Annotated in this window: 20 protein-coding genes; 14 read left to right on the top strand and 6 right to left on the bottom strand. The window is 58.7% G+C overall.

The features are described 5' to 3' along the window. Window positions 1-76: 76 nt before the first annotated feature. Window positions 77-883, bottom strand: a complete 807-nt coding sequence (locus QUE89_RS02555) for an exodeoxyribonuclease III (protein ID WP_286221728.1) — start codon at window positions 881-883, stop codon at window positions 77-79. 81 nt (window positions 884-964) lie between these two features. Between QUE89_RS02555 and pyrE the strand changes: the two genes are divergently transcribed. Further along, window positions 965-1,603, top strand: coding sequence for an orotate phosphoribosyltransferase (gene pyrE, locus QUE89_RS02550; RefSeq protein WP_286221727.1), 639 nt, complete (start codon window positions 965-967; stop codon window positions 1,601-1,603). A 3-nt stretch (window positions 1,604-1,606) separates the two neighbouring features. Then, window positions 1,607-2,269 carry a DUF4124 domain-containing protein gene (locus tag QUE89_RS02545; RefSeq protein WP_286221726.1) on the top strand — a complete coding sequence of 221 codons (663 nt, stop codon included), beginning with the start codon at window positions 1,607-1,609 and terminating at the stop codon, window positions 2,267-2,269. Between the two features lie 115 nt (window positions 2,270-2,384). Here QUE89_RS02545 and QUE89_RS02540 read toward each other — a convergent pair whose 3' ends face one another. Together QUE89_RS02540 and QUE89_RS02535 are read right to left on the bottom strand one after the other, a co-directional pair. Continuing rightward, window positions 2,385-2,795: a hypothetical protein gene (locus tag QUE89_RS02540; protein WP_286221725.1), complete on the bottom strand. Its 411-nt coding sequence runs from the start codon at window positions 2,793-2,795 to the stop codon at window positions 2,385-2,387. A gap of 148 nt (window positions 2,796-2,943) precedes the next feature. Further along, window positions 2,944-3,285 (bottom strand): DUF2782 domain-containing protein, encoded by a 342-nt coding sequence (locus QUE89_RS02535; protein WP_286221724.1) that lies wholly within the window; start codon window positions 3,283-3,285, stop codon window positions 2,944-2,946. 87 nt (window positions 3,286-3,372) lie between these two features. Here QUE89_RS02535 and polA point away from each other — a divergent pair, with 87 nt between their 5' ends. Both polA and QUE89_RS02525 read left to right on the top strand, forming a co-directional pair. After that, window positions 3,373-6,096 (top strand): DNA polymerase I, encoded by a 2,724-nt coding sequence (gene polA / locus QUE89_RS02530; protein WP_286221723.1) that lies wholly within the window; start codon window positions 3,373-3,375, stop codon window positions 6,094-6,096. A gap of 289 nt (window positions 6,097-6,385) precedes the next feature. Then, window positions 6,386-6,766: a hypothetical protein gene (locus QUE89_RS02525; RefSeq protein WP_286221722.1), complete on the top strand. Its 381-nt coding sequence runs from the start codon at window positions 6,386-6,388 to the stop codon at window positions 6,764-6,766. Window positions 6,767-6,809: 43 nt separating this feature from the next. On the opposite strand, the gene QUE89_RS02520 is transcribed toward QUE89_RS02525, so the two are convergent. From QUE89_RS02520 to QUE89_RS02510, 3 genes are all read right to left on the bottom strand, one after another. After that, the gene (locus QUE89_RS02520; protein WP_286221721.1) at window positions 6,810-8,183 is read right to left on the bottom strand and encodes an OmpP1/FadL family transporter; all 1,374 of its coding nucleotides are present in this window, start codon (window positions 8,181-8,183) and stop codon (window positions 6,810-6,812) included. A gap of 107 nt (window positions 8,184-8,290) precedes the next feature. Further along, window positions 8,291-9,412 carry a PilT/PilU family type 4a pilus ATPase gene (locus QUE89_RS02515; protein WP_286221720.1) on the bottom strand — a complete coding sequence of 374 codons (1,122 nt, stop codon included), beginning with the start codon at window positions 9,410-9,412 and terminating at the stop codon, window positions 8,291-8,293. A 40-nt stretch (window positions 9,413-9,452) separates the two neighbouring features. After that, the gene (locus QUE89_RS02510) at window positions 9,453-10,487 is read right to left on the bottom strand and encodes a type IV pilus twitching motility protein PilT (protein WP_286221719.1); all 1,035 of its coding nucleotides are present in this window, start codon (window positions 10,485-10,487) and stop codon (window positions 9,453-9,455) included. 141 nt (window positions 10,488-10,628) lie between these two features. On the opposite strand from QUE89_RS02510, the gene QUE89_RS02505 reads away from it, so the two are divergent. The 10 genes from QUE89_RS02505 to QUE89_RS02460 all read left to right on the top strand — a co-directional run bounded on the left by QUE89_RS02505 (window position 10,629) and on the right by QUE89_RS02460 (window position 19,681). Next, on the top strand, window positions 10,629-11,333 hold the full coding sequence (locus QUE89_RS02505) for a YggS family pyridoxal phosphate-dependent enzyme (protein WP_286221718.1): 705 nt from the start codon (window positions 10,629-10,631) through the stop codon (window positions 11,331-11,333). 62 nt (window positions 11,334-11,395) lie between these two features. Continuing rightward, a complete protein-coding gene (gene proC, locus QUE89_RS02500; protein WP_286221717.1) occupies window positions 11,396-12,229 on the top strand; it encodes a pyrroline-5-carboxylate reductase in 834 nt (277 codons plus the stop codon). Between the two features lie 22 nt (window positions 12,230-12,251). Continuing rightward, window positions 12,252-12,836 carry a YggT family protein gene (locus QUE89_RS02495; protein WP_286221716.1) on the top strand — a complete coding sequence of 195 codons (585 nt, stop codon included), beginning with the start codon at window positions 12,252-12,254 and terminating at the stop codon, window positions 12,834-12,836. Between the two features lie 257 nt (window positions 12,837-13,093). Then, window positions 13,094-15,058: a dynamin family protein gene (locus tag QUE89_RS02490; RefSeq protein WP_286221715.1), complete on the top strand. Its 1,965-nt coding sequence runs from the start codon at window positions 13,094-13,096 to the stop codon at window positions 15,056-15,058. Window positions 15,059-15,185: 127 nt separating this feature from the next. After that, the gene (gene metX, locus QUE89_RS02485) at window positions 15,186-16,334 is read left to right on the top strand and encodes a homoserine O-succinyltransferase MetX (RefSeq protein ID WP_286221714.1); all 1,149 of its coding nucleotides are present in this window, start codon (window positions 15,186-15,188) and stop codon (window positions 16,332-16,334) included. Next, window positions 16,331-16,936 carry a methionine biosynthesis protein MetW gene (gene metW, locus QUE89_RS02480; RefSeq protein ID WP_286221713.1) on the top strand — a complete coding sequence of 202 codons (606 nt, stop codon included), beginning with the start codon at window positions 16,331-16,333 and terminating at the stop codon, window positions 16,934-16,936. The genes metX and metW overlap by 4 nt, the downstream gene beginning before the upstream one ends. Beyond that, window positions 16,933-17,388, top strand: a complete 456-nt coding sequence (locus QUE89_RS02475; protein ID WP_286221712.1) for a DUF4426 domain-containing protein — start codon at window positions 16,933-16,935, stop codon at window positions 17,386-17,388. Before metW ends, QUE89_RS02475 begins: the two co-directional genes overlap by 4 nt. A 7-nt stretch (window positions 17,389-17,395) precedes the next feature. Further along, window positions 17,396-17,995, top strand: coding sequence for an RdgB/HAM1 family non-canonical purine NTP pyrophosphatase (gene rdgB, locus QUE89_RS02470; protein ID WP_286221711.1), 600 nt, complete (start codon window positions 17,396-17,398; stop codon window positions 17,993-17,995). Between the two features lie 4 nt (window positions 17,996-17,999). Continuing rightward, window positions 18,000-19,148, top strand: coding sequence for a radical SAM family heme chaperone HemW (gene hemW / locus QUE89_RS02465; RefSeq protein WP_434784089.1), 1,149 nt, complete (start codon window positions 18,000-18,002; stop codon window positions 19,146-19,148). Then, window positions 19,148-19,681, top strand: coding sequence for a hypothetical protein (locus QUE89_RS02460; protein WP_286221710.1), 534 nt, complete (start codon window positions 19,148-19,150; stop codon window positions 19,679-19,681). The genes hemW and QUE89_RS02460 overlap by 1 nt, the downstream gene beginning before the upstream one ends. The last annotated feature ends 14 nt before the right edge of the window (window positions 19,682-19,695 follow it).

Raw genomic sequence — 19,695 nt, 5'->3', positions numbered from 1 at the left:
TGGCCGGAAACAAGCGTACAGGGATGTACTCGCAGCGTGTCTGGGCAGTAGGCCCTACGCCAATGCTCGCACCGATCTAGAATCCAATTTCGATGTCGTAATCCATGATCACCGGCGCGTGATCAGAGAACCGGGTTGAGCCATCAATCCAGCCATCCAGAATAGTATTGCGAATGCCCGGGGTCAGCAGGTGGTAGTCCACCCGGATACCCGCATTGCGACGCGCACCCTCAGCCTGCTCAGGCCACCAGGTAAACTGGTTGCTCTGCTTATTAATCTCCCGGAAAGCATCAATACAGCCCATCTCATCGAATAGGCGATCCAGCCATGCCCGCTCATGGGGCAGAAAGCCCGAGAAGTCGTGCTTGTGGTAAAGCGGACTGGCATCGGTCACATGATGGGCGGTCTGGAGATTGGCACAGAGGACAAACTGACGGCGCTTTCGCAGCGTCTTTTGCATGTGAAGGCCAAAACCTTCCAGAAACTCATCCTTGTGATCCAACACCGTGAGATCATCATCACCAATGAGCTCTTCTTCACGCCCCAGGGCACACGGAGCCAGCACACAGCCTACCGACACCTTGTCAAAGTCGGCCTGAATGAAGCGGCCTTCGCGATCAGCCTGCTCGTTGGCAAACCCATACATGATCGCCTTCGGGAAATGGCGGGTGTAAATGCCAACACCACCATCCTCGTTCTTCTCGCCATCAATAAAGTAGGCCTGATACCCCTCTGGGATGAGGTTATAGTCCTCGATCTCATAGGCACGCATGCGGTGATCCTGAACGCAGATAACGTCAGCATCCTGATCCGCCAGCCAGTCAAATAAACCTTTGTCAACGGCCTGGGCAAGCCCGTTAACGCTGATAGATACTACGCGCATACGTGTTCCCTGATTCGGTTTGTGTGTATGATACCGTTTTCACACGTTAAATAAAGATCCACACCCGCCAGAAGCCTTGCCATGCACGACTATCAGCAAAATTTCATCGAATTTGCCATCCGCCGGAATGTACTTCGTTTTGGCGAATTTACGCTCAAATCCGGCCGCACAAGTCCGTACTTTTTTAATGCGGGGCTGTTCAATACCGGCGACGATCTACTGCAACTAAGCAAAGCCTATGCCGCCGCGATAGAACGCAGTGGGCTAGAGTATGACATCATCTTCGGGCCTGCCTATAAGGGCATTCCGTTGGCCACAGTAACCGCCATGGCGCTGGCTACAGACGGTAACAGCAAACCTTTTGCCTTCAACCGTAAAGAAAAGAAAGATCATGGCGAAGGTGGCAACATTGTCGGCGCCCCATTGCAGGGCAAGGTCCTGATCGTCGATGATGTTATCACCGCAGGCACTGCCATTCGCGAATCCATGGATCTGATTCGCAATGCCGGTGCTGAACCGGCAGGTGTGCTGATTGCACTGGATCGCCAGGAAAAAGGCAACGGTGAGCTCTCCGCGATCCAGGAAGTGGAGCAGGAATTTGGCGTCCCGGTGATCAGCATTATCCGCCTGGAACAGGTTCTGGACTACCTGAAGGCCAACCCGGAATTTGCCGGCCACGCCGAAAAGGTCGCCAGTTATCGGGATCGCTACGGAGTCTGATAGATGGCCAGACGCTCTATTCTTTCCAGATTCTCAGCAGTGAAACTCACTGCCTGTACTGTTTTGGCGTTCAGCCTGGTCGCCACCGCAGAAGCCGGTATGTACCGCTACACTGACGAGAACGGGCGGATGGTCATCAGCAACACCATCCCCCAGGAAGCGACCAAACGAGGCTACGACATACTCGGCAGCAACGGCCGGGTAGTTGAAACAATCCCTCCTGCCCCGACCGAAGAAGAAATAGCGGCCCGGGAAGCGGAAAAACAGCGCCAGAAAGAACTGGCTGCTCAACAGGAACTAGACCGGCAGCTGCTGAAACGCTACAGCCACCCGGACCAGGCTGTTCGCGCCATGCACCGGAAAATCCGGGAACTGGAAGGCCTGATTCAACTCAAGCGCGGTAACATCTCCGTCATTTCCAGCCAACTGGACAGCGAGCAAAGCCGGGCAGCGAACATCGAGCGTTCCGGCGGCAACATTCCCGAATCCATGCTGGAAAAAATCCGGCGCCTGGAATCTCAGATCCGCGATCTCGAACGGGAAATCAGCATCCAGAGCCAGGAAATTGATGAACTCCGGGCCGAATTCGAGGCCGATATCAAGCGCCTTGAACAGGTGACCGGCGAATCCCGAACCCTCACCCTGGACACGTCCAGCGACCAATAAGGCCACGCCACGCAAGGCCAACTAAGAAAATCCAGACACTAAAAAAGGCGGTGGTTATTAAAACCACCGCCTTTTTTAGTTGCGGCCACCGACTACCGGTGGCCGCTTCAACGTCTTAGGCAGACGCAGTTGTCTTCTTGGCAGCGGCGCTCTTACGCGCAGTGCTCTTGCGTGCAGCCGGCTTGTTGTCGGTTGCAGCAGCTTTGGCGCTTTGAGCAACGCTGGTTACTTCGTCAGCGGTTTCAGAAACAGCGTCTTGCGCTTCTTTCTCAAGCTTGGCAACCAGGTCGGCTGCGAAGTTGCCGAAACGGCTGTTCAGGTTACGCAGTTGCTCAAACAGGCTGTCGCTGTAGCCGTTGTAACGGGTGCGCAGGCTCTTGACGCTGTATTCACGCGCCTCAGACTCCAGCTTCTCGGCGTATTCAAACGGCTTGGAGGCCAGCTTCTTCTGCTGCTCTTCCGCGGCGTTGATGCCCTTCTCAACGATTTCCTGAATCTGTTCCTGATAGGATTTGAGTTTACCCATGTCTAAATCTCCTGAGGTTTGCCAAAAATTTTTTGGTCCAGCGGCCAAGCGTTAAGCGCTCGCCTTCTCTGATCAACGAATGCCAATCTACGGAGAAAAATTAGAATGTTCATACTAAAACCGAACATGGGTGGGATCGCAGTTATACCTACCAGCGGAACAGCACCCAACTGGGCACAAGCATTTCAGACTCGGTTTCCTGAATCCAGCCACCACCGTCTGAAGGCACCAGGTAATACTCGGAGCCTACTTCCGGTACCACCTTGATCTCCATGAGCTGACCGTTTACCCGGTACTCATAGAATACCTCGTTCTCACCGGGACGAATCACGATCTGAGGCCCTTCGCTGGTCGGCTGATAGTCCGAAATCACCACCGGTTCGTCGGGTGTCTGGACCAGAGTGCCGTCGAGGGAGCCGTTTTCCTGGGCAATGACGGCACCGGACGAGCAGGCAAGGAGCAAGGCCACCGGACGGGCGAATCGTTTCATTTTCGTGATACCCTTTTGCGCATTGAATTCAATACAGAGTTGCACAAGCCAACCAACGCTTCAATCAGAATCCGGACCCCTGTAGACATGACTGAGCAAAAGACCCCACCCGTGGTTCTTGTGGACGGTTCGTCCTACCTTTTCCGCGCCTATCACGCACTGCCCCCGCTAATGACGAGCAAGAACCAACCAACCGGAGCGATCAAAGGGGTGATCAGCATGCTCCGGCGCCTGGAGCAGGATTTTCCCGGCTCTAAAATGGTGGTGGTGTTCGACGCCAAGGGTAAAACTTTTCGGCACGAGATGTACGACGAGTACAAGGCCAACCGCCCACCCATGCCGGACGACCTGGCCTGCCAGATAGCCCCCATCCACGAGATTGTCCAGGCCATGGGGCTGCCCCTGCTGATTGTCTCCGGCGTGGAAGCGGACGATGTCATTGGCACCCTGGCTCATGAGGCCACGAGCAAGGGTATCGAGGTGGTGGTCTCCACCGGCGACAAGGACATGGCGCAGTTGGTTAGCGACCATGTCACGCTGATCAACACCATGACCGAAACCCGCATGGACCGGGACGGTGTGGTGGAAAAATTTGGCGTCACCCCCGAGCAGATCATCGACTACCTGGCCCTGGTCGGCGACAAGGTAGATAACATCCCCGGGGTGAACAAATGCGGGCCGAAAACCGCGGTGAAATGGCTGCAAAGCTATCAGGACATCGACAACCTGATGTCGCACGCGGACGAGATCAAAGGCAAGATCGGAGAGTACCTGCGCGAAGCTACCGAGACCCTGCCCCTGAGCCGCGAGCTGGCCACGATCAAGACTGACGTTGATCTGGAGTTCGGCCTGGAAGACCTGAAACTGCGTGAGCAGAAAGACGATGAGCTGCGGGAACTGTTCCAGGAGTATGAATTCCGCACCTGGGTTGCCGAACTGGAATCCGGCAGCGACTCGGCGGGCGAAGCCGAGGCCCCGAAAACCGAAAAACCTGCCGTGGAAAAACGCTACAGCATCATTACCGACCAGGGTGAGCTGGATACGTGGCTGGAGCGCCTGCGGAAATCAGACCTGTTTGCCTTCGACACCGAGACCACCAGCCTGCGTTACAGTGAGGCTGAAGTGGTTGGCGTGTCATTCGCCGTCGAACCCGGTGAAGCCGCCTATCTGCCCCTGGGTCACGACTACATGGGTGCACCGGACCAGCTCGACCGGGACACCGTACTGGCGCAGCTGAAACCCCTGCTGGAAGACCCAAACCAGGCCAAGGTCGGTCAGAATCTGAAATACGACAAAAACGTGCTGGCCAATCACGGCATCACCCTGGAGGGTATTGCCGAAGACACCATGCTGGAGTCTTACGTGCTCAACTCGGTGTCCAGTCGTCACGACATGGACACTCTGGCTCGACAGTACCTGGACGAAAACACCACCACCTTCGAATCGATCGCCGGCAAAGGCGCCAAACAACTTACCTTTAACCAGATCGAGTTAGACACGGCCGGCCCCTACGCGGCGGAAGACGCTGACATTACCCTGCGCCTGCATCAGGTGCTGACGCCGCTGCTGGAAAAAACCGGCAAACTGGCCTCGGTGTACCGGGACATTGATCTGCCCCTGGTGCCCGTGCTCTCCCGCATGGAGCAGCGCGGCACCCTGATCAATGCCAGCACCCTGAGAAAGCACAGCCAGGAATTGGCCGAGCGTATGGCCGAACTGGAGCAGGAAGCCCACGAGGTCGCTGGTGAAACCTTTAACCTGGGCTCCCCAAAACAACTGCAGGTGATTTTCTACGAGAAGATGGGCCTGCCGGTGATCAAAAAGACTCCGAAAGGCGCCCCCTCAACCGCTGAACCAGTGTTGCAGGAGCTGGCCCACGAGCATGAACTGCCGCGGCTGATCCTGGAGCACCGAAGCCTGAGCAAGCTCAAATCAACCTACACTGACACCCTGCCAGAGCTGATCAGCCACCGCACCGGACGGGTCCACACCTCCTACCACCAGGCGGTAACCGCAACCGGCAGGCTGTCGTCGTCCGAGCCTAACCTGCAGAACATTCCCATCCGCAGCGAACAGGGCCGCCGGATCCGCCAGGCCTTTGTGGCACCGGAGGGTTACAAGTTGTTGGCCGCCGACTACTCTCAGATTGAGCTGCGCATCATGGCGCATCTGTCTGGCGACAAAGGGCTGCTGACCGCGTTCGAAAAAGGCGAAGACATTCACAAGGCGACCGCGGCAGAAGTGTTCGGGGTATCCCTGGATGAAGTTTCCGGGGACCAGCGGCGCAGCGCCAAGGCGATTAACTTTGGCCTGATCTACGGCATGTCCGCGTTTGGCCTGGCCCGCCAGCTTGATGTTGAACGCAAGGTCGCCCAGGCGTACATCGACAAGTACTTTGAGCGCTACCCGGGTGTGCTTACCTACATGGACAACATTCGCAAACAGGCCCACGACGACGGCTTTGTGGAAACCCTGTACGGGCGCCGGCTCTACCTGCCAGAGATCAACGCCCGCAACAAGCAGCTACAGCAGGCCGCCGAGCGTACCGCGATCAATGCCCCCATGCAGGGTACCGCCGCCGACATCATCAAGCGGGCCATGATCGAGGTGGAATCCTGGCTGCTACGGGACCACGCTGACGATGCCCGCATGACCATGCAGGTGCACGACGAACTGATCCTGGAAGTGAAGGAGTCGGCCCTGGACGCGGTCCGGGAAGGCCTGGTACAGCGGATGTCTGCCGCCGCCAGCCTGGATGTGCCACTGCTGGTGGAAGCCGGCGTCGGCGACAACTGGGACGAAGCGCACTAACCACGGAGACCTCCAGAATTCACCCTGGCACCAGGAACTCTACCGGTGCCAGGGGGACCCACTAAAATGGGGCAGATGCCGACATTTTGCACTGAAACAAAGCGCATTTTTTCAACCAGCCCACTCATGCTTTACCTCCGCCCTGACCCTCACCCCCCGACTTTCCAGTGTCCTCCACGGCTTTCATACGAAGCGGCACGATATTCGCAGCATGAGTCAGGTCGGCAGCGCCCAATCCCAAGGGACCACGCCCTGCCATGTTGTGACACCCCATTCCGAGGCCGTAACCATGACATCTCTGGCATCTGAACGAAGCTGGCTGCTGGACCCGGGTCTGCTGAAACTGGTTCATCAATGTCGTCGCCTGATCCGCTCCGAATTTGGCGTAAAGCTGCATCTGACGGAAGAACATCTGGAACAACAACTGGCTGAATTCGCGAGCAAAACTCGCTCCAGCCACCTGACCAACACTTGGAAAACCCTGCAGGAACAGGTTCCGCACTTGTCTGTAGCAACGGCAAGCGAGGAGGAGTCAGCGACACCAAAGCGGTTGTATCGGGGCCAGGAGATCGCGTGGGATAGCCGACCGACGGCAACGGTGGGCGATTCGGAGGGAGAAGACCTGGCACGGAAGAAGAAAGTCATCTACCGTGGCCAGGTGGTTGGCTGATCATTTGCCGTGGATTACAGACTACTGATCAGCCGGTGATGGTTTAAAACGCCTTGCTTACCTGAACCGACGCGCTCCAGGCACTGAGCTCGTAGGTACCCTGGTAATTGGCAGTTGATGACGGCTCAGTCGGATTCTGGTGGGTGTATTCGCGATCGTTGACCTCGGCATCATCCTCAAAGATCAGAGTGCCGACCGCCGCGTCTACGGTCCAGCCGTTACGAATATCCTGCCACTGGGCACCAAGGGTCAGCCAGTGCCGGTCCTCGGAGGGAATCCGAGCCGTGACATACTCATCCACCGGCGACTCGTCCCAGGCATAGCCAGCCTTGAAGGCCCATTCCGGGGTGGCCTGCCAGATACCACCCAGATTGAACTGCCAGGTATTGTTCCAGCGCTCGGTAATGTGGGTGATGTAGGTGCCTGGCTCCGACGATCGGGTAATTTCGCCGTTCGCCTCCCGACTAATGATGTCCAGCTCTTCAAACCGGCTCCAGCGCGCGTAGGTGGCGCCGGCCAAAACGGTGACTTCATCCGTCAAACGATGCCGGGCACCGAAGGTGATGCTCTCCGGAATCGCCAGCGGCACAGTAACTTTCTCATTCAGAGTGGTGGTCTGGGCGTAGGTCGGGGGCACCGGCACGTCGCTGATTTCTGCGTCTCCCTTCAACTCCAGCTCGGTTCCGGTCTGAGCGGTCAGGCCAAACTGGGTACGTTCCGAAAGTTCGTACAAAAAACCAACCCGGAAAGTCACCCCGACATCGTCGCCTTCAATATCGGCATAGGGCTCAGGCAAGACCACGGCCGCCGCACCGGCATCATCGCTCAGGTCCTGGTACCGGCTCAGCCGACCCTCGGCGTACATGATATTGAGCCCCGCCCCCATGGACAGTCCCTGGCCATTGCTGACCGATACCGAGGGCGTGAACGCAATGGCGGTCAGCTCGGTTTTATCAGCAAAGAACCGGCCGGCGAAATCGTTGTCATAATCGGCGGCTAGCCCGTAAGGGGCATGAATGCCAAAGCCAACGTCCACGTTGTCGTTCAACTCATGGGTCAGATAGAAATTCGGCAACACCGCAGGATCGGCAATGTCACCGCCATCAGTGGCCGGCTGTACAGGTACGGAGGGATTTTTCCGGGTAACGGAAATGCTGTCCCGCTTGGCCTCGGCATCGATATCCAGAACAGCGGCACCAAACGACATGTTGGTGCCAGACAACTGGCTCATGCCCGCGGGGTTGAACAGGACGGTGGTGGCGTTCTCAGGATTGGCGGCAACGCCAGCATTGGCCACACCCATGGCGCTGGCGCTCTGTTCGTTCAGGGAAAAGCCACCGGCCAGGGCACTGACCGGTGCGGTCAGTACGGCCAGCGAGGCAAATCGGACAGCCCGGGTAAGCAGTTGGGGTCTCATGTACTGGTATCTCCTTATAAATTTTGCGCGGAGTATACGCAGCACACCTATTTGGCCTCAAATACCAAAACTATCTATTCAACATGCTAATAATTAACGACTTTCCCTTAATCGTCCTGAATCGACAACTTATCAACGCTAGATGACAGCTGATCTGCACCCTGGGCATCCGCCCCGAGCTTGATCATCAGGCGCAGATCATTGGCAGAATCGGCATGGGCCAGGGCGTCTTCGTAGGTGATAGAGCCTTCTGCGTAGAGCTTATACAGGGCCTGATCGAAGGTTTGCATGCCGGTTTCGTTAGACTTGGCCATCAGCTCCTTGAGCTTGTGCACCTCGCCTTTGCGAATCATATCGGCAACCAACGGCGAGTTGATCAGTACTTCGATAACCGCCTTCCGGCCCTTTCCATCCGGCGTGGGCACCAGCTGCTGGGCCACGATGGCCTTCAGGTTCAGGGACAGATCCATCCAGATCTGGTTGTGCTGTTCCGGGGGAAAGAACTGAATAATCCGATCCAGCGCCTGGTTGGCATTGTTGGCGTGCAGGGTGGCCAGGCACAGGTGCCCGGTTTCTGCGAACTGCACCGAGTACTCCATGGTCTGGCGGGTTCGCACCTCACCAATCAGGATAACGTCCGGTGCCTGACGCAGGGTGTTTTTCAGGGCCACCTCAAAGCTATCGGTATCGATACCCACCTCGCGCTGGGTAACGATGCAGCCTTGATGCTGGTGCACGAATTCAATCGGATCTTCGATGGAAATGATGTGGCCACGGCTGTTGCGGTTGCGGTGTCCGAGCATCGCCGCCAGCGACGTTGACTTACCGGTACCGGTGGCGCCAACAAACATAATCAGCCCACGCTTGGTCATCGCCAGCTCTTTGATCACCTCGGGTAATGCCAGGTCATCAATCTGGGGAATCTTGACCTCAATACGGCGCAGCACCATGCCACACAGGTTACGCTGGAAGAAGGCGCTGACCCGGAAACGGCCAATTCCCCGGGCACTGATGGCGAAGTTACACTCGTGGCTTTCCTCGAACTCCGCGCGCTGCTTGTCGTTCATTGAACCGTAGACGAATTCCCGGGTCTGTTCCGGCGTCAGGGCGTTCTTGGTCACCGGCAGCACTTTCCCGTTCACCTTCATGCTGGGCGGAACACCCGCGGTGATGAACAGGTCCGAACCGCCCTTTTCGACCATCAGGCGCAGCAGCTTTTCAAATTCCATACGAATACCTGTGAAGTTTCTTGATTCTTGTTAGTGCAGATCAGAAATTGTCTGGCATTTTGGCCTTGGCACGAGCCGCTTCGCGTGAGATCAGGCCCTTTTGCAGCAGCCGCTCCAGGCACTGGTCCAGGGTCTGCATGCCCAGCGAACCACCGGTTTGAATCGATGAGTACATCTGGGCAATTTTGTCTTCGCGGATCAGGTTCCGGATGGCGGAGGTACCGATCATGATTTCGTGGGCGGCAATCCGGCCACCACCCATTTTTTTCATCAGGGTCTGGGAAATAACCGCCTGCAGGGACTCGGACAGCATCGAGCGGACCATGGACTTCTCTTCGGCCGGGAACACGTCAACAACCCGGTCGATGGTCTTGGCCGCTGAGGTGGTGTGCAGAGTGCCGAAAACCAGGTGGCCGGTTTCCGCCGCCGTCAGCGCCAAACGGATGGTTTCAAGATCTCGCAGCTCGCCTACCAGGATGATGTCGGGATCTTCCCGCAGCGCCGAGCGCAGGGCTTCGTTGAAGCCCAGAGTGTCCCGATGCACTTCACGCTGGTTGACCAGGCACTTCTTGGACTCGTGTACGAATTCGATCGGGTCCTCGATGGTGAGGACGTGCTCATACCGGGTGTCGTTGATGTAGTCCATCATCGCCGCCAGGGTGGTGGACTTACCGGAGCCGGTCGGCCCGGTGACCAGCACCAGTCCGCGTGGCACCGAGGAGATGTCCTTGAAGGTCTGCCCCATGCCCAGGTCTTCCATGGTCAGAACCTTGGAAGGAATGGTCCGGAACACGCCACCGGCGCCCCGATTCTGGTTGAAGGCGTTGACACGGAAACGGGCGACTCCGGGAACTTCAAACGAGAAGTCGGTTTCCAGGAATTCCTCGTAGTCCTTTCGCTGCTTGTCGTTCATGATGTCGTAAATCAGCCCGTGCACCTCTTTGTGCTCCATGGGCGGAAGGTTGATACGACGTACATCACCATCAACGCGAATCATCGGTGGCAGGCCAGCTGAGAGGTGCAAGTCCGACGCACCCTGTTTGGCCGAGAAGGCAAGCAGTTCAGTAATATCCATAGGAATCCTCGGAAGGCTTTTTCTTTTATCCCGGTAGCATCGGTCCGGCGGATTTCCCGGCGCGGTTCACTTGGCATTTCAGTGACCTGCGGGTAACGTGTCACCGTACAGGTGGCACACCGAACGTGGCGATTTCACACTATGAGCAGCATAGCAGACAACATCGGGAGCGTAACCCGACGCATACAAAAAGCAACATTGAAAGCGGGCCGGGAGCCCGGCTCTGTGCACCTGTTGGCAGTCAGTAAGACCCGAACTGCGGATGACCTGCGAGCGGCGATTGCCGCCGGGCAGACCGCATTCGGGGAAAACTACCTGCAAGAAGCCCTCGACAAGATCGACGCGCTGGCCGATATCGCCGGGATCGACTGGCACTTCATCGGGCCGATCCAGTCCAACAAGACCCGACAGATCGCCACCGCTTTCTCCTGGGTCCATAGCGTCGACCGCCTCAAGATCGCCCGGCGCCTGAGCGAACAACGGGCCGCCGAGCTGCCGCCATTGAATATCTGCCTCCAGGTCAACATCAATGAAGAAGACAGCAAGACCGGCTGCACACTGGCGGAGCTGCCTGAGCTGGTGCAGGCTATCGGCGAGTTAACGAACCTGTCGCTGCGTGGCTTGATGGCCATCCCCGATCCGGATCAGCCCGAGGCGGAGCTTCGGCTCAGTTTTCGCCGCCTTACCCGGGCCTTGCACGATCTGAAGGCGCAGTACCCGGACGCAGGGCCGCTGGACACGCTGTCCATGGGCATGTCCGGTGACCTGGAAGTTGCCATTGCCGAGGGCGCCACCTGGGTGCGCGTAGGCACCGATGTGTTTGGCGCTCGCCCTGTGAAGAGCTGAAGCTAGCGGATCCTGTTATGATCAGGGCCGGACGTTTAACCGATCAACCGTTGGAGTGAACCTTGAGCACATCACCAACCATTTCATTCATTGGCGCGGGCAACATGGCCAGCGCCATCATTGGCGGTATGCTGGACAGCGGCTACAAAGCTGCCAACATCTGGGTCAGCGCACCGGATGATGGCCATCTGCAGTCCATCCGCAAGAAGTTCGGCGTAAGCGTCACCACCGACAACCGCTACTGCGCTCAACAAGCCGATATGGTCGTTCTGGCGGTCAAACCCCAGGTCATGGCCGACGTCTGCCGCGACATTGCACCGGTAGTACAGAACACCCGACCACTGATGGTCTCTATCGCCGCAGGCCTGACCGCCGAAACCCTGGACGAGTGGCTGGCCGGTGGCCTGCCCCTGGTGCGGGTGATGCCCAATACGCCGTCATTGGTGGGCAAAGGGGCTGCTGGCCTGTATGCCAATGCCCAGGTGAAGGATGCACAGAAGAAGATGGTCGAGTCGGTCTTCGAAAGCATCGGCTCCGCGCTCTGGGTTGAGGACGAGAACCTGCTGCACGCAGTGACCGCGCTGTCCGGCAGTGGCCCGGCCTATTTTTTCCTGATGCTTGAAGCTCTGGAAGAGGTCGCCGTCGATGCCGGTATCGAGGCAGGCACGGCCCGGGAACTGGCGATCCAGACCATGGCCGGGGCAGCGGAAATGGCTGCACGCAGCGAGCACGACCCCGGTCAGCTCAAGCGCAACGTCATGTCTCCCGGCGGCACCACCGAGCAGGCCATCAACACCTTCGAAGAAGGTGGGCTGCGCGATCTGGTCCGCAAGGCGTACGGTGCGGCGTTCAAACGCTCGGAAGAAATGGCCAGCGAACTGGCAGGCAAACAGTAACCGATAACGGAGACACGGCTTCATGCTGGCAGACATCCTGATTACGATCCTGCTCATTGCATCCACCTTTTACATGACCATCGTGCTGCTACGGTTTCTGCTGCAGCTGGCCCGGGCGGATTTCTATAATCCGATTTCCCAATTCGTGGTCAAGGCCACCAACCCGCCACTGAAGCCGCTGCGTCGCTTCATTCCAGGCTGGGGCGGCATTGACGGTGCATCACTGGTGCTGGCCATCGCCATTCAGGCGATCACCTTTCTGCTAATCCTGATCGCACTGAACGGTGGCATTCCATCGTTCAACCCCCTCACCCTGATGGTGTGGGCGGTGCTGAACGTGCTCGACCTGATTGTGAAGATCTATTTCTGGTCGGTGATTGCCGTGGTCGTGGTGAGCTGGATCGCGCCCGGCAGCGGACACCCGGCGATTCAGCTGGTCGCCCAGATCACCGAGCCGGTGATGCGTCCGGTGCGCAACATCATGCCGTCCATGGGCGGCCTGGATCTGTCACCGATCATCGTGTTCCTGATTCTGAACGTAATTTCGGTGGTCATCGAGCACATGAAGATGGCTGCAGGGCTCGGCTCGATCGGCCTCGGTTTGTAAACTACATCTCAAAAATACATTTCGTTACAGTTCTCGACGAAATGGATTAATCCGAAGCTGCAAGATCATCCCTATGATTTTGCAGCTTTTTTATTGCAAGTCCTGCCGATATAGACGACAGTCTTGTGAGGCCCTGGCTTCAAAGCTGCGGGGAACAGGATACTATTAACAGTAATTAATCCGCCCTCCAGAGCATCGTGCCCCAAGCACCTGGCAGTCGCGCAGAAGGCTCGGTAGTAGCGCAGAAGGAAAGATCAATGAATCAGCAGGGAACTCTGTCGCAGCAGGTAGAGGCATACCACAACTGGAAGAAAGAGCTAATCCGACAGATTGGCCGCTACCGGTTATGGCTGCAGGACAACAACCTTTTTTCGGACGATGTCAGTACCCGTATCCGTCACGGCCTGGAACTGCTGGTTGAAGACGAACTGACCATTGCCTTTGTGGGCGAGTACTCCCGCGGCAAAACCGAACTGATCAATGCCCTGTTCTTCTCCGAATACGGCCAGCGCATGCTGCCGTCGCAGGCCGGGCGCACCACCATGTGCCCAACCGAACTGTTCTTTGATCGCAGCGCCAACCAGAACTACCTCTTACTGTTACCAATAGAAACCCGCACTGGCGAACTGTCCCTGCAGCAGCTGCGCAAGCTGCCTGAGCGCTGGGTCAAGCACGAGCTCGACGAACGCGACCCCGACGTCATGCGCGAGGTGCTGGCAGAGGTGGCCCGGGTCAAGAGCGTGCGCCCGCAGGAAGCCCGCCGCCTGGGCTTCGACGAAGACATGTTGGAGCATGATCGCAACAACCCGGGCCAGGTACTGGTGCCGGCCTGGCGCAACGCCCAAATCAGCATTCGCCACCCGCTGTTCGAGCGTGGCCTACGCATACTCGACACGCCAGGGCTGAACGCCCTGGGCTCCGAGCCTGAGCTGACCATCAGCATGCTGCCCCGGGCCCACGCGGTCATTTTTGTGCTGAGCGCCGACACCGGCGTGACCGCCAGCGACCTGACCATCTGGAAAGAGCACATTGATACCGAGCATGCCGACCACCGGGCCGGACGCTTTGCGGTACTGAACAAGATCGACGTGCTCTGGGATGACCTGCAGGGTGAGAAACACACTGAGGACGCCATTGAGCGGGTGCGCGAATACACCGCCGACCATCTGGGCATGCGCCAGCACGATGTCATCCCACTGTCTGCCAAGCAGGGCCTGGTCAGCCGGGTTCGCAAGGATGAGGCGCTGTTTGAACGATCCAACATCGGACAGCTGGAGCAACTGATCATCCAGCGCATCCTGATGCACAAGGAGCAGCTGATTACCCAGAGTCTGATCAATGATCTGCTGGGCATGCTGCAAAACAGTCAGGCCGCAATGCAGACCCGACTGGACTCACTCCAGGAAGAACTGGCGGCCTGCTCCGGCACCACCATGGACAAGGCCGCGCTGGCCCGGCTCGCCGATCGGGCTCATAAAGACTACGACTTCTACTACAAGAAGCTGATTACCCTGCGCTCCAGCCGTCGGTTGATGGATTCCCAGGGCGACCTGTTGAAACGGCTGGTGGCCGAGAAACGTTTTGAAGACCACGCCGAACGCATTCGCCAGTCCATGTCCAAAAGCTGGACCACGGCTGGCATGAACCGGGCCATGGACCAGTTCTTTGAGCTGCTTGAAAGTGACTTGACCAACCTGTTAAGCGAAGGTCACCTGGCGGAAAAAATGGTCGGCGCCATCTACCGGCGCTACAACGACGACACCCGGGCCCGCCACCTGGAACCGATTCCGCTGCGGGCCGGGCGCCATGTCATTGCAGTTCGTGAACTGCGCAAGAAAGCGCGGCGATTCCGCATCAGTCCCAAGAACCTGCTGACCGAGCAGTCCCTGCTGGTGCGCCGCTTCTTCAATGTCATGGTGGGCGAAGCCCGTACCCTGCACGCCCGGGTGCGCACCGACGTTGATCGCTGGCCCCGGGAAGCATTGCTGCCGATCATGCAGTACTCCATGGAACAGAAGCAGCTGCTGGAGCACCAGATCCGGCGCCTGCGGGACATGGTGCGCAATGACCGCGACGGCCGTGCCGAACGGGAACGCCTGCACAACACCATCTCCGACCTTAGCCGGCAGCTGGAACTGGCCGACGCCATGCACCGCCAGATCCGAAAACCGGCGCCAACCCTGATCCAGCAAAAAGTCGTCAACATCTCCGGGGCGTTCTAAGCCCCCGTCACAGGCACTCGCCATCGGTTGCAGCCATGACGGCCCGGCTTTAAACTGCTGGGCTGGCGATGGCTTTGCCATTGCTGTTCCAGATACTTACAGACCGAACCAGGAACCTTTCGCGCCAATGCCCGATTCCCTGCCTGCGGATTCTGTCGGAGTAGTTGCCCCGCAGACTCTTCATTTCGACACGCCCATCGAGCTGGCCTGCGGCCAGGCCCTGGACAGCTATGACCTGGTGGTTGAAACCTACGGTCAGCTGAACGCCGATGCCAGCAACGCCGTGCTTATCTGCCATGCCCTGAGCGGCCATCACCACGCCGCCGGTTACCACAGCGCAGACGAGCGCAAACCCGGCTGGTGGGACAGTTGCATCGGCCCCGGCAAGCCCATCGACACCAACCGTTTTTTTGTGGTGAGCCTGAACAACCTGGGCGGCTGCCACGGCAGCACCGGCCCCAACAGCATCAATCCGGCCACCGGCAAGCCCTACGGCCCGGATTTCCCCGTTATTACCGTCGGCGACTGGGTGAAGAGCCAGGCCCTGCTGGCGGATAGGCTGGGCATTCAATGCTGGGCCGCGGTGGTGGGCGGATCGCTCGGTGGCATGCAGGCGCTGCAATGGAGCCTGGATTATCCGGAGCGACTGAAGCACTCGGTGGTGATCGCCTCCACGCCCCGACTTACGGCCCAGAATATCGCCTTCAATGAAGTGGCCAGGCAGGCCATTACCTCCGACCGGGAATTCCACGACGGCCGCTACTACGATTTCGGGCTGGTACCCCGGCGCGGCCTGATGCTGGCACGCATGGTCGGCCACATCACCTACCTGTCCGATGCCTCGATGGGCGAAAAATTTGGTCGCGAGCTGCGGGACCAGGCCTACAAGTTCGGGTACGACGCCGAATTCCAGGTGGAAAGCTACCTGCGCTACCAGGGCGAGCGGTTTTCCGAGTCCTTCGACGCCAACACTTATTTGCTGATGACCAAAGCGCTGGATTATTTCGACCCCGCCTACGATTATGGCGGCGACCTGGCCCGGGCGCTGGCTGAGGCCCGGTGTGAATTCCTGGTGCTGTCGTTCAGCACCGACTGGCGCTTCACTCCGGCCCGATCGGAGGAATTGGTCAACGCCATGATTGCGGCCCGACGAAAAGTCAGCTACTCCGAAATAGACGCACCCTGGGGCCACGACGCGTTTCTGATCCCGACGCCCCGCTACACCGACATTTTCACCGCCTACATGGATCGCGTAGCCAGGGAGGTGGGCCAATGAGACCGGATCTTGAAATCATCCAGCAATGGATCCAACCCGGCTATCATGTACTGGACCTCGGTTGCGGTGACGGCACCCTGCTCGACTACCTGCAACGGGAGCGCGGCGCCAGCGGCTTTGGCCTGGAGATCAACCCCGAGCATATCACCACGTGTATGAGCCGCGGGGTCCCGGTCATCGAGCAAAACCTCGACACCCAGGGCCTGGGTAACTTCGACGATGGCAGTTTCGATACTGTACTCATGACCCAGGCATTGCAGGCGGTGCGCCGCCCGGACAGGGTTCTGGACGAAATGCTGCGGGTCGGCCGCGATGGCATCGTCACCTTTCCCAACTTTGCCCATTGGCGTTTGCGTTGGGGCCTGGCGTTGAGCGGTCGTATGCCCGAATCCGAAGCCTTACCGTATAAATGGTACAACACCCCCAACATCCGGTTGTGCACCTTCAAGGATTTTGAAGCTCTATGCCGCCAAAAGGGCATTCGCATCAAGAGCCGACGGGTTGTCGACGGCCAGCATCAGAATAGTTGGCTGGCCCGGTTGTGGCCCAACCTGCTGGGGGAAATTGCCATCTATCGCATCACACGGGAGAACGAACAATGAGACTCGCAAAGCGTCTTTGCCTGTACGCCCTGTCCACCCTGGTGGCGCTGGCGTTTGCCCTGCAGGTACACGCCGCCGGCAACCAGGACTTCGGTGACATCCAGGTGCACTGGAGCGTCCTGCCCAGCACCTTCCTTTCCCCGGAAGTGGCTAAGGCCAACAACCTGCAGCGCAGCAAGGGCATTGGAATTATCAACATTGCGATCATGAAGGAAAACGAAGACGGAACCATGGCGCCGATGGGCGGTCAGGTTGAAGGCAAGGTTTCCAATGATATCCAACAGGTGCGGTTCCTGGCGTTTCGAAGGGTGCAGGAAGGCGACGCGGTGTATTTCATTGCCGAGTACCAGTACAGCTCCGGGGAACTGATGACTTTCAATGTCACGGCCCGCCCCACCGGCGAACAGCGAGACCTGCCGGTCCGGTTTGCCCACACACTGTTCAGCGACTGAGTAAAGCATGACTGACAAAATCGTGATTGCCAGCAACAACAAGGGCAAGATCGCAGAACTAACAGATCTGCTTGCCCCCCTGGGCATGACACCCGTAGCCCAGGGTGAGCTGGGTGTGGGTGAAGCCGAAGAGCCAGCCGTGACCTTTGTGGAAAACGCCATACTCAAGGCCCGGCACGCCTCCCGGATAACGGGCCTGCCGGCACTGGCCGACGACAGCGGACTGGCGGTGGACTGCCTGGATGGCCAGCCGGGCGTGCGCTCGGCCCGCTACGCCGGCGACAATGCCAGCGATCAGGACAACGTCGACACGCTGCTGGCTGCCATGGCCTCGGTACCCGAAGGCCAGCGCGGTGCGCAATTTCACTGCGTACTGGTATTTTTGCGGCATGCAGACGACCCTACACCGGTCGTCTGCCACGGTCGCTGGCCCGGGGCCATCCTGTCCGCGCCCGCCGGTGACGGTGGCTTCGGTTACGATCCGGTATTCTGGGTCTCCGAGCACCAGTGCAGTGCCGCCGAACTGACCCGGGCTGAGAAGAGCCGCATCAGTCACCGGGGCCGCGCCCTGGCGCAACTGACACAACAGCTGAAAGCGGGAGCGTGACGCCGTGACCGCCCCTGCACCGGTGGCGGTCACGCCACCGCTGAGCCTGTATTTGCACATGCCCTGGTGCGTGCGCAAATGCCCCTACTGTGATTTCAATTCCCACGCGGTTAAGCACGAGATCCCGGAAACGGCGTACCTGAAAGCCCTGCTGGAAGACATCGACCAGGACCTTGGCTTTGCCTCAGGCCGGGAAATCCAGACGGTATTCATTGGCGGGGGCACCCCCTCGCTGATGACCGGTGAGTTCTACCACACTCTGTTCCGGGAGCTACGCGCTCGCCTGAACCTGGCGCCGGATGCCGAAATCACCCTAGAGGCCAATCCGGGCACTCTGGAGGAAGGCCGTTTTGAAGCCTTCCGGAGCGCCGGTATCAATCGCCTCTCCATTGGCGTGCAAAGCTTCAACAGCGCCCATCTGCAGGCTCTGGGCCGGATCCACGATAGCCATGCCGCGCACCGGGCCATCGAAGCGGCGCGCCAGGCCGGCTTCGACAACTTCAACGTCGACCTGATGCACGGATTGCCGGGCCAGACCCCGGCCGACGCCATTGCCGACCTCAAGGCCGCACTCAGTCATAACCCTTCGCACCTGTCCTGGTATCAGCTGACGCTGGAACCAAACACCGAATTCTACAGCCGCCCGCCCCGGTTACCCGACGACGAGCGGCTGTGGGAAATCTACCGTCAGGGTGGCGACTTCCTGCACCAGCAGGGATTCCGGGATTACGAGGTGTCGGCCTGGAGCCGCCCGGGACAGGCATCGCGCCACAACCTGAACTACTGGACCTTTGGTGACTACTTGGCACTGGGGGCCGGTGCCCACGGCAAAATCAGCCTCGCCGATGGCAGCATCCGACGCTACTGGAAAACCCGGCAACCGGAAGCCTACCTGAACCGGATCGGCAGCCGAACGGCAGGCACAGAGACCATTGAAGTCGAGGACTTGCCGCTGGAGTTCCTGATGAACGCACTGCGGCTGACGGAAGGGGTGGAGGAAACACTGTTTACCGAGCGTACGGGTTTACCCCTGTCCTCAGTTGCGGTAAAACTTGAGCAGTTGCGTGACGAAAAACTGCTGGAGCGGCATCGCCTACAGGCCACTGACCTGGGCCAGCGATACCTGAACAGCCTGTTGGAGCGATTTCTGTAATGGACTGGATGAAAGAACTCGCAGCGCTACCCAAGACCTTGAGGGTTACCCTGATCACCGCCTTGATGCTGCTTGTGGTATTGATCTTGGTCAACCAGCCATTACAGACCGGCTCGGCGCCCCAGGGCATTGTCAGCTTCCAGATGGCCGGAACCGCGGATCAGGCCCATGCCATTCTCCGCAGCTGGCGCTCTGGTGGTGAAGTCTGGGCTCAGGTGTCGTTGTGGCTCGATTTCCTGTTTATCCCCGCCTACGTGCTGGCGCTGATCCAGCTTACCCGACACTTTACCCGGGATCGTCCCGGTGTCCGTGAGCGCATGGTCGCGCGCTGGGTTCGAGCCCTGTTCGTCGCGGCTGGCCTCAGCGACGTCACCGAAAACATCCTGTTGCTGAACAACTTCAACCCGCCGACCGATGTGGTTAGCCTGTCCGCCACCATCTGCGCCCTGATCAAGTACACCGGACTGACCTTGGGCATTGCCGGCCTGGTCATCGTTCGGGCTTCACGCCGCCACCCGCTCGCTCACGGCTGACGGCTATCGGTTTC

This window comes from Marinobacter sp. LA51 (assembly GCF_030297175.1).
GTDB lineage: Bacteria > Pseudomonadota > Gammaproteobacteria > Pseudomonadales > Oleiphilaceae > Marinobacter > Marinobacter apostichopi.
This window is presented reverse-complemented; position numbering and strand designations above follow the sequence as displayed.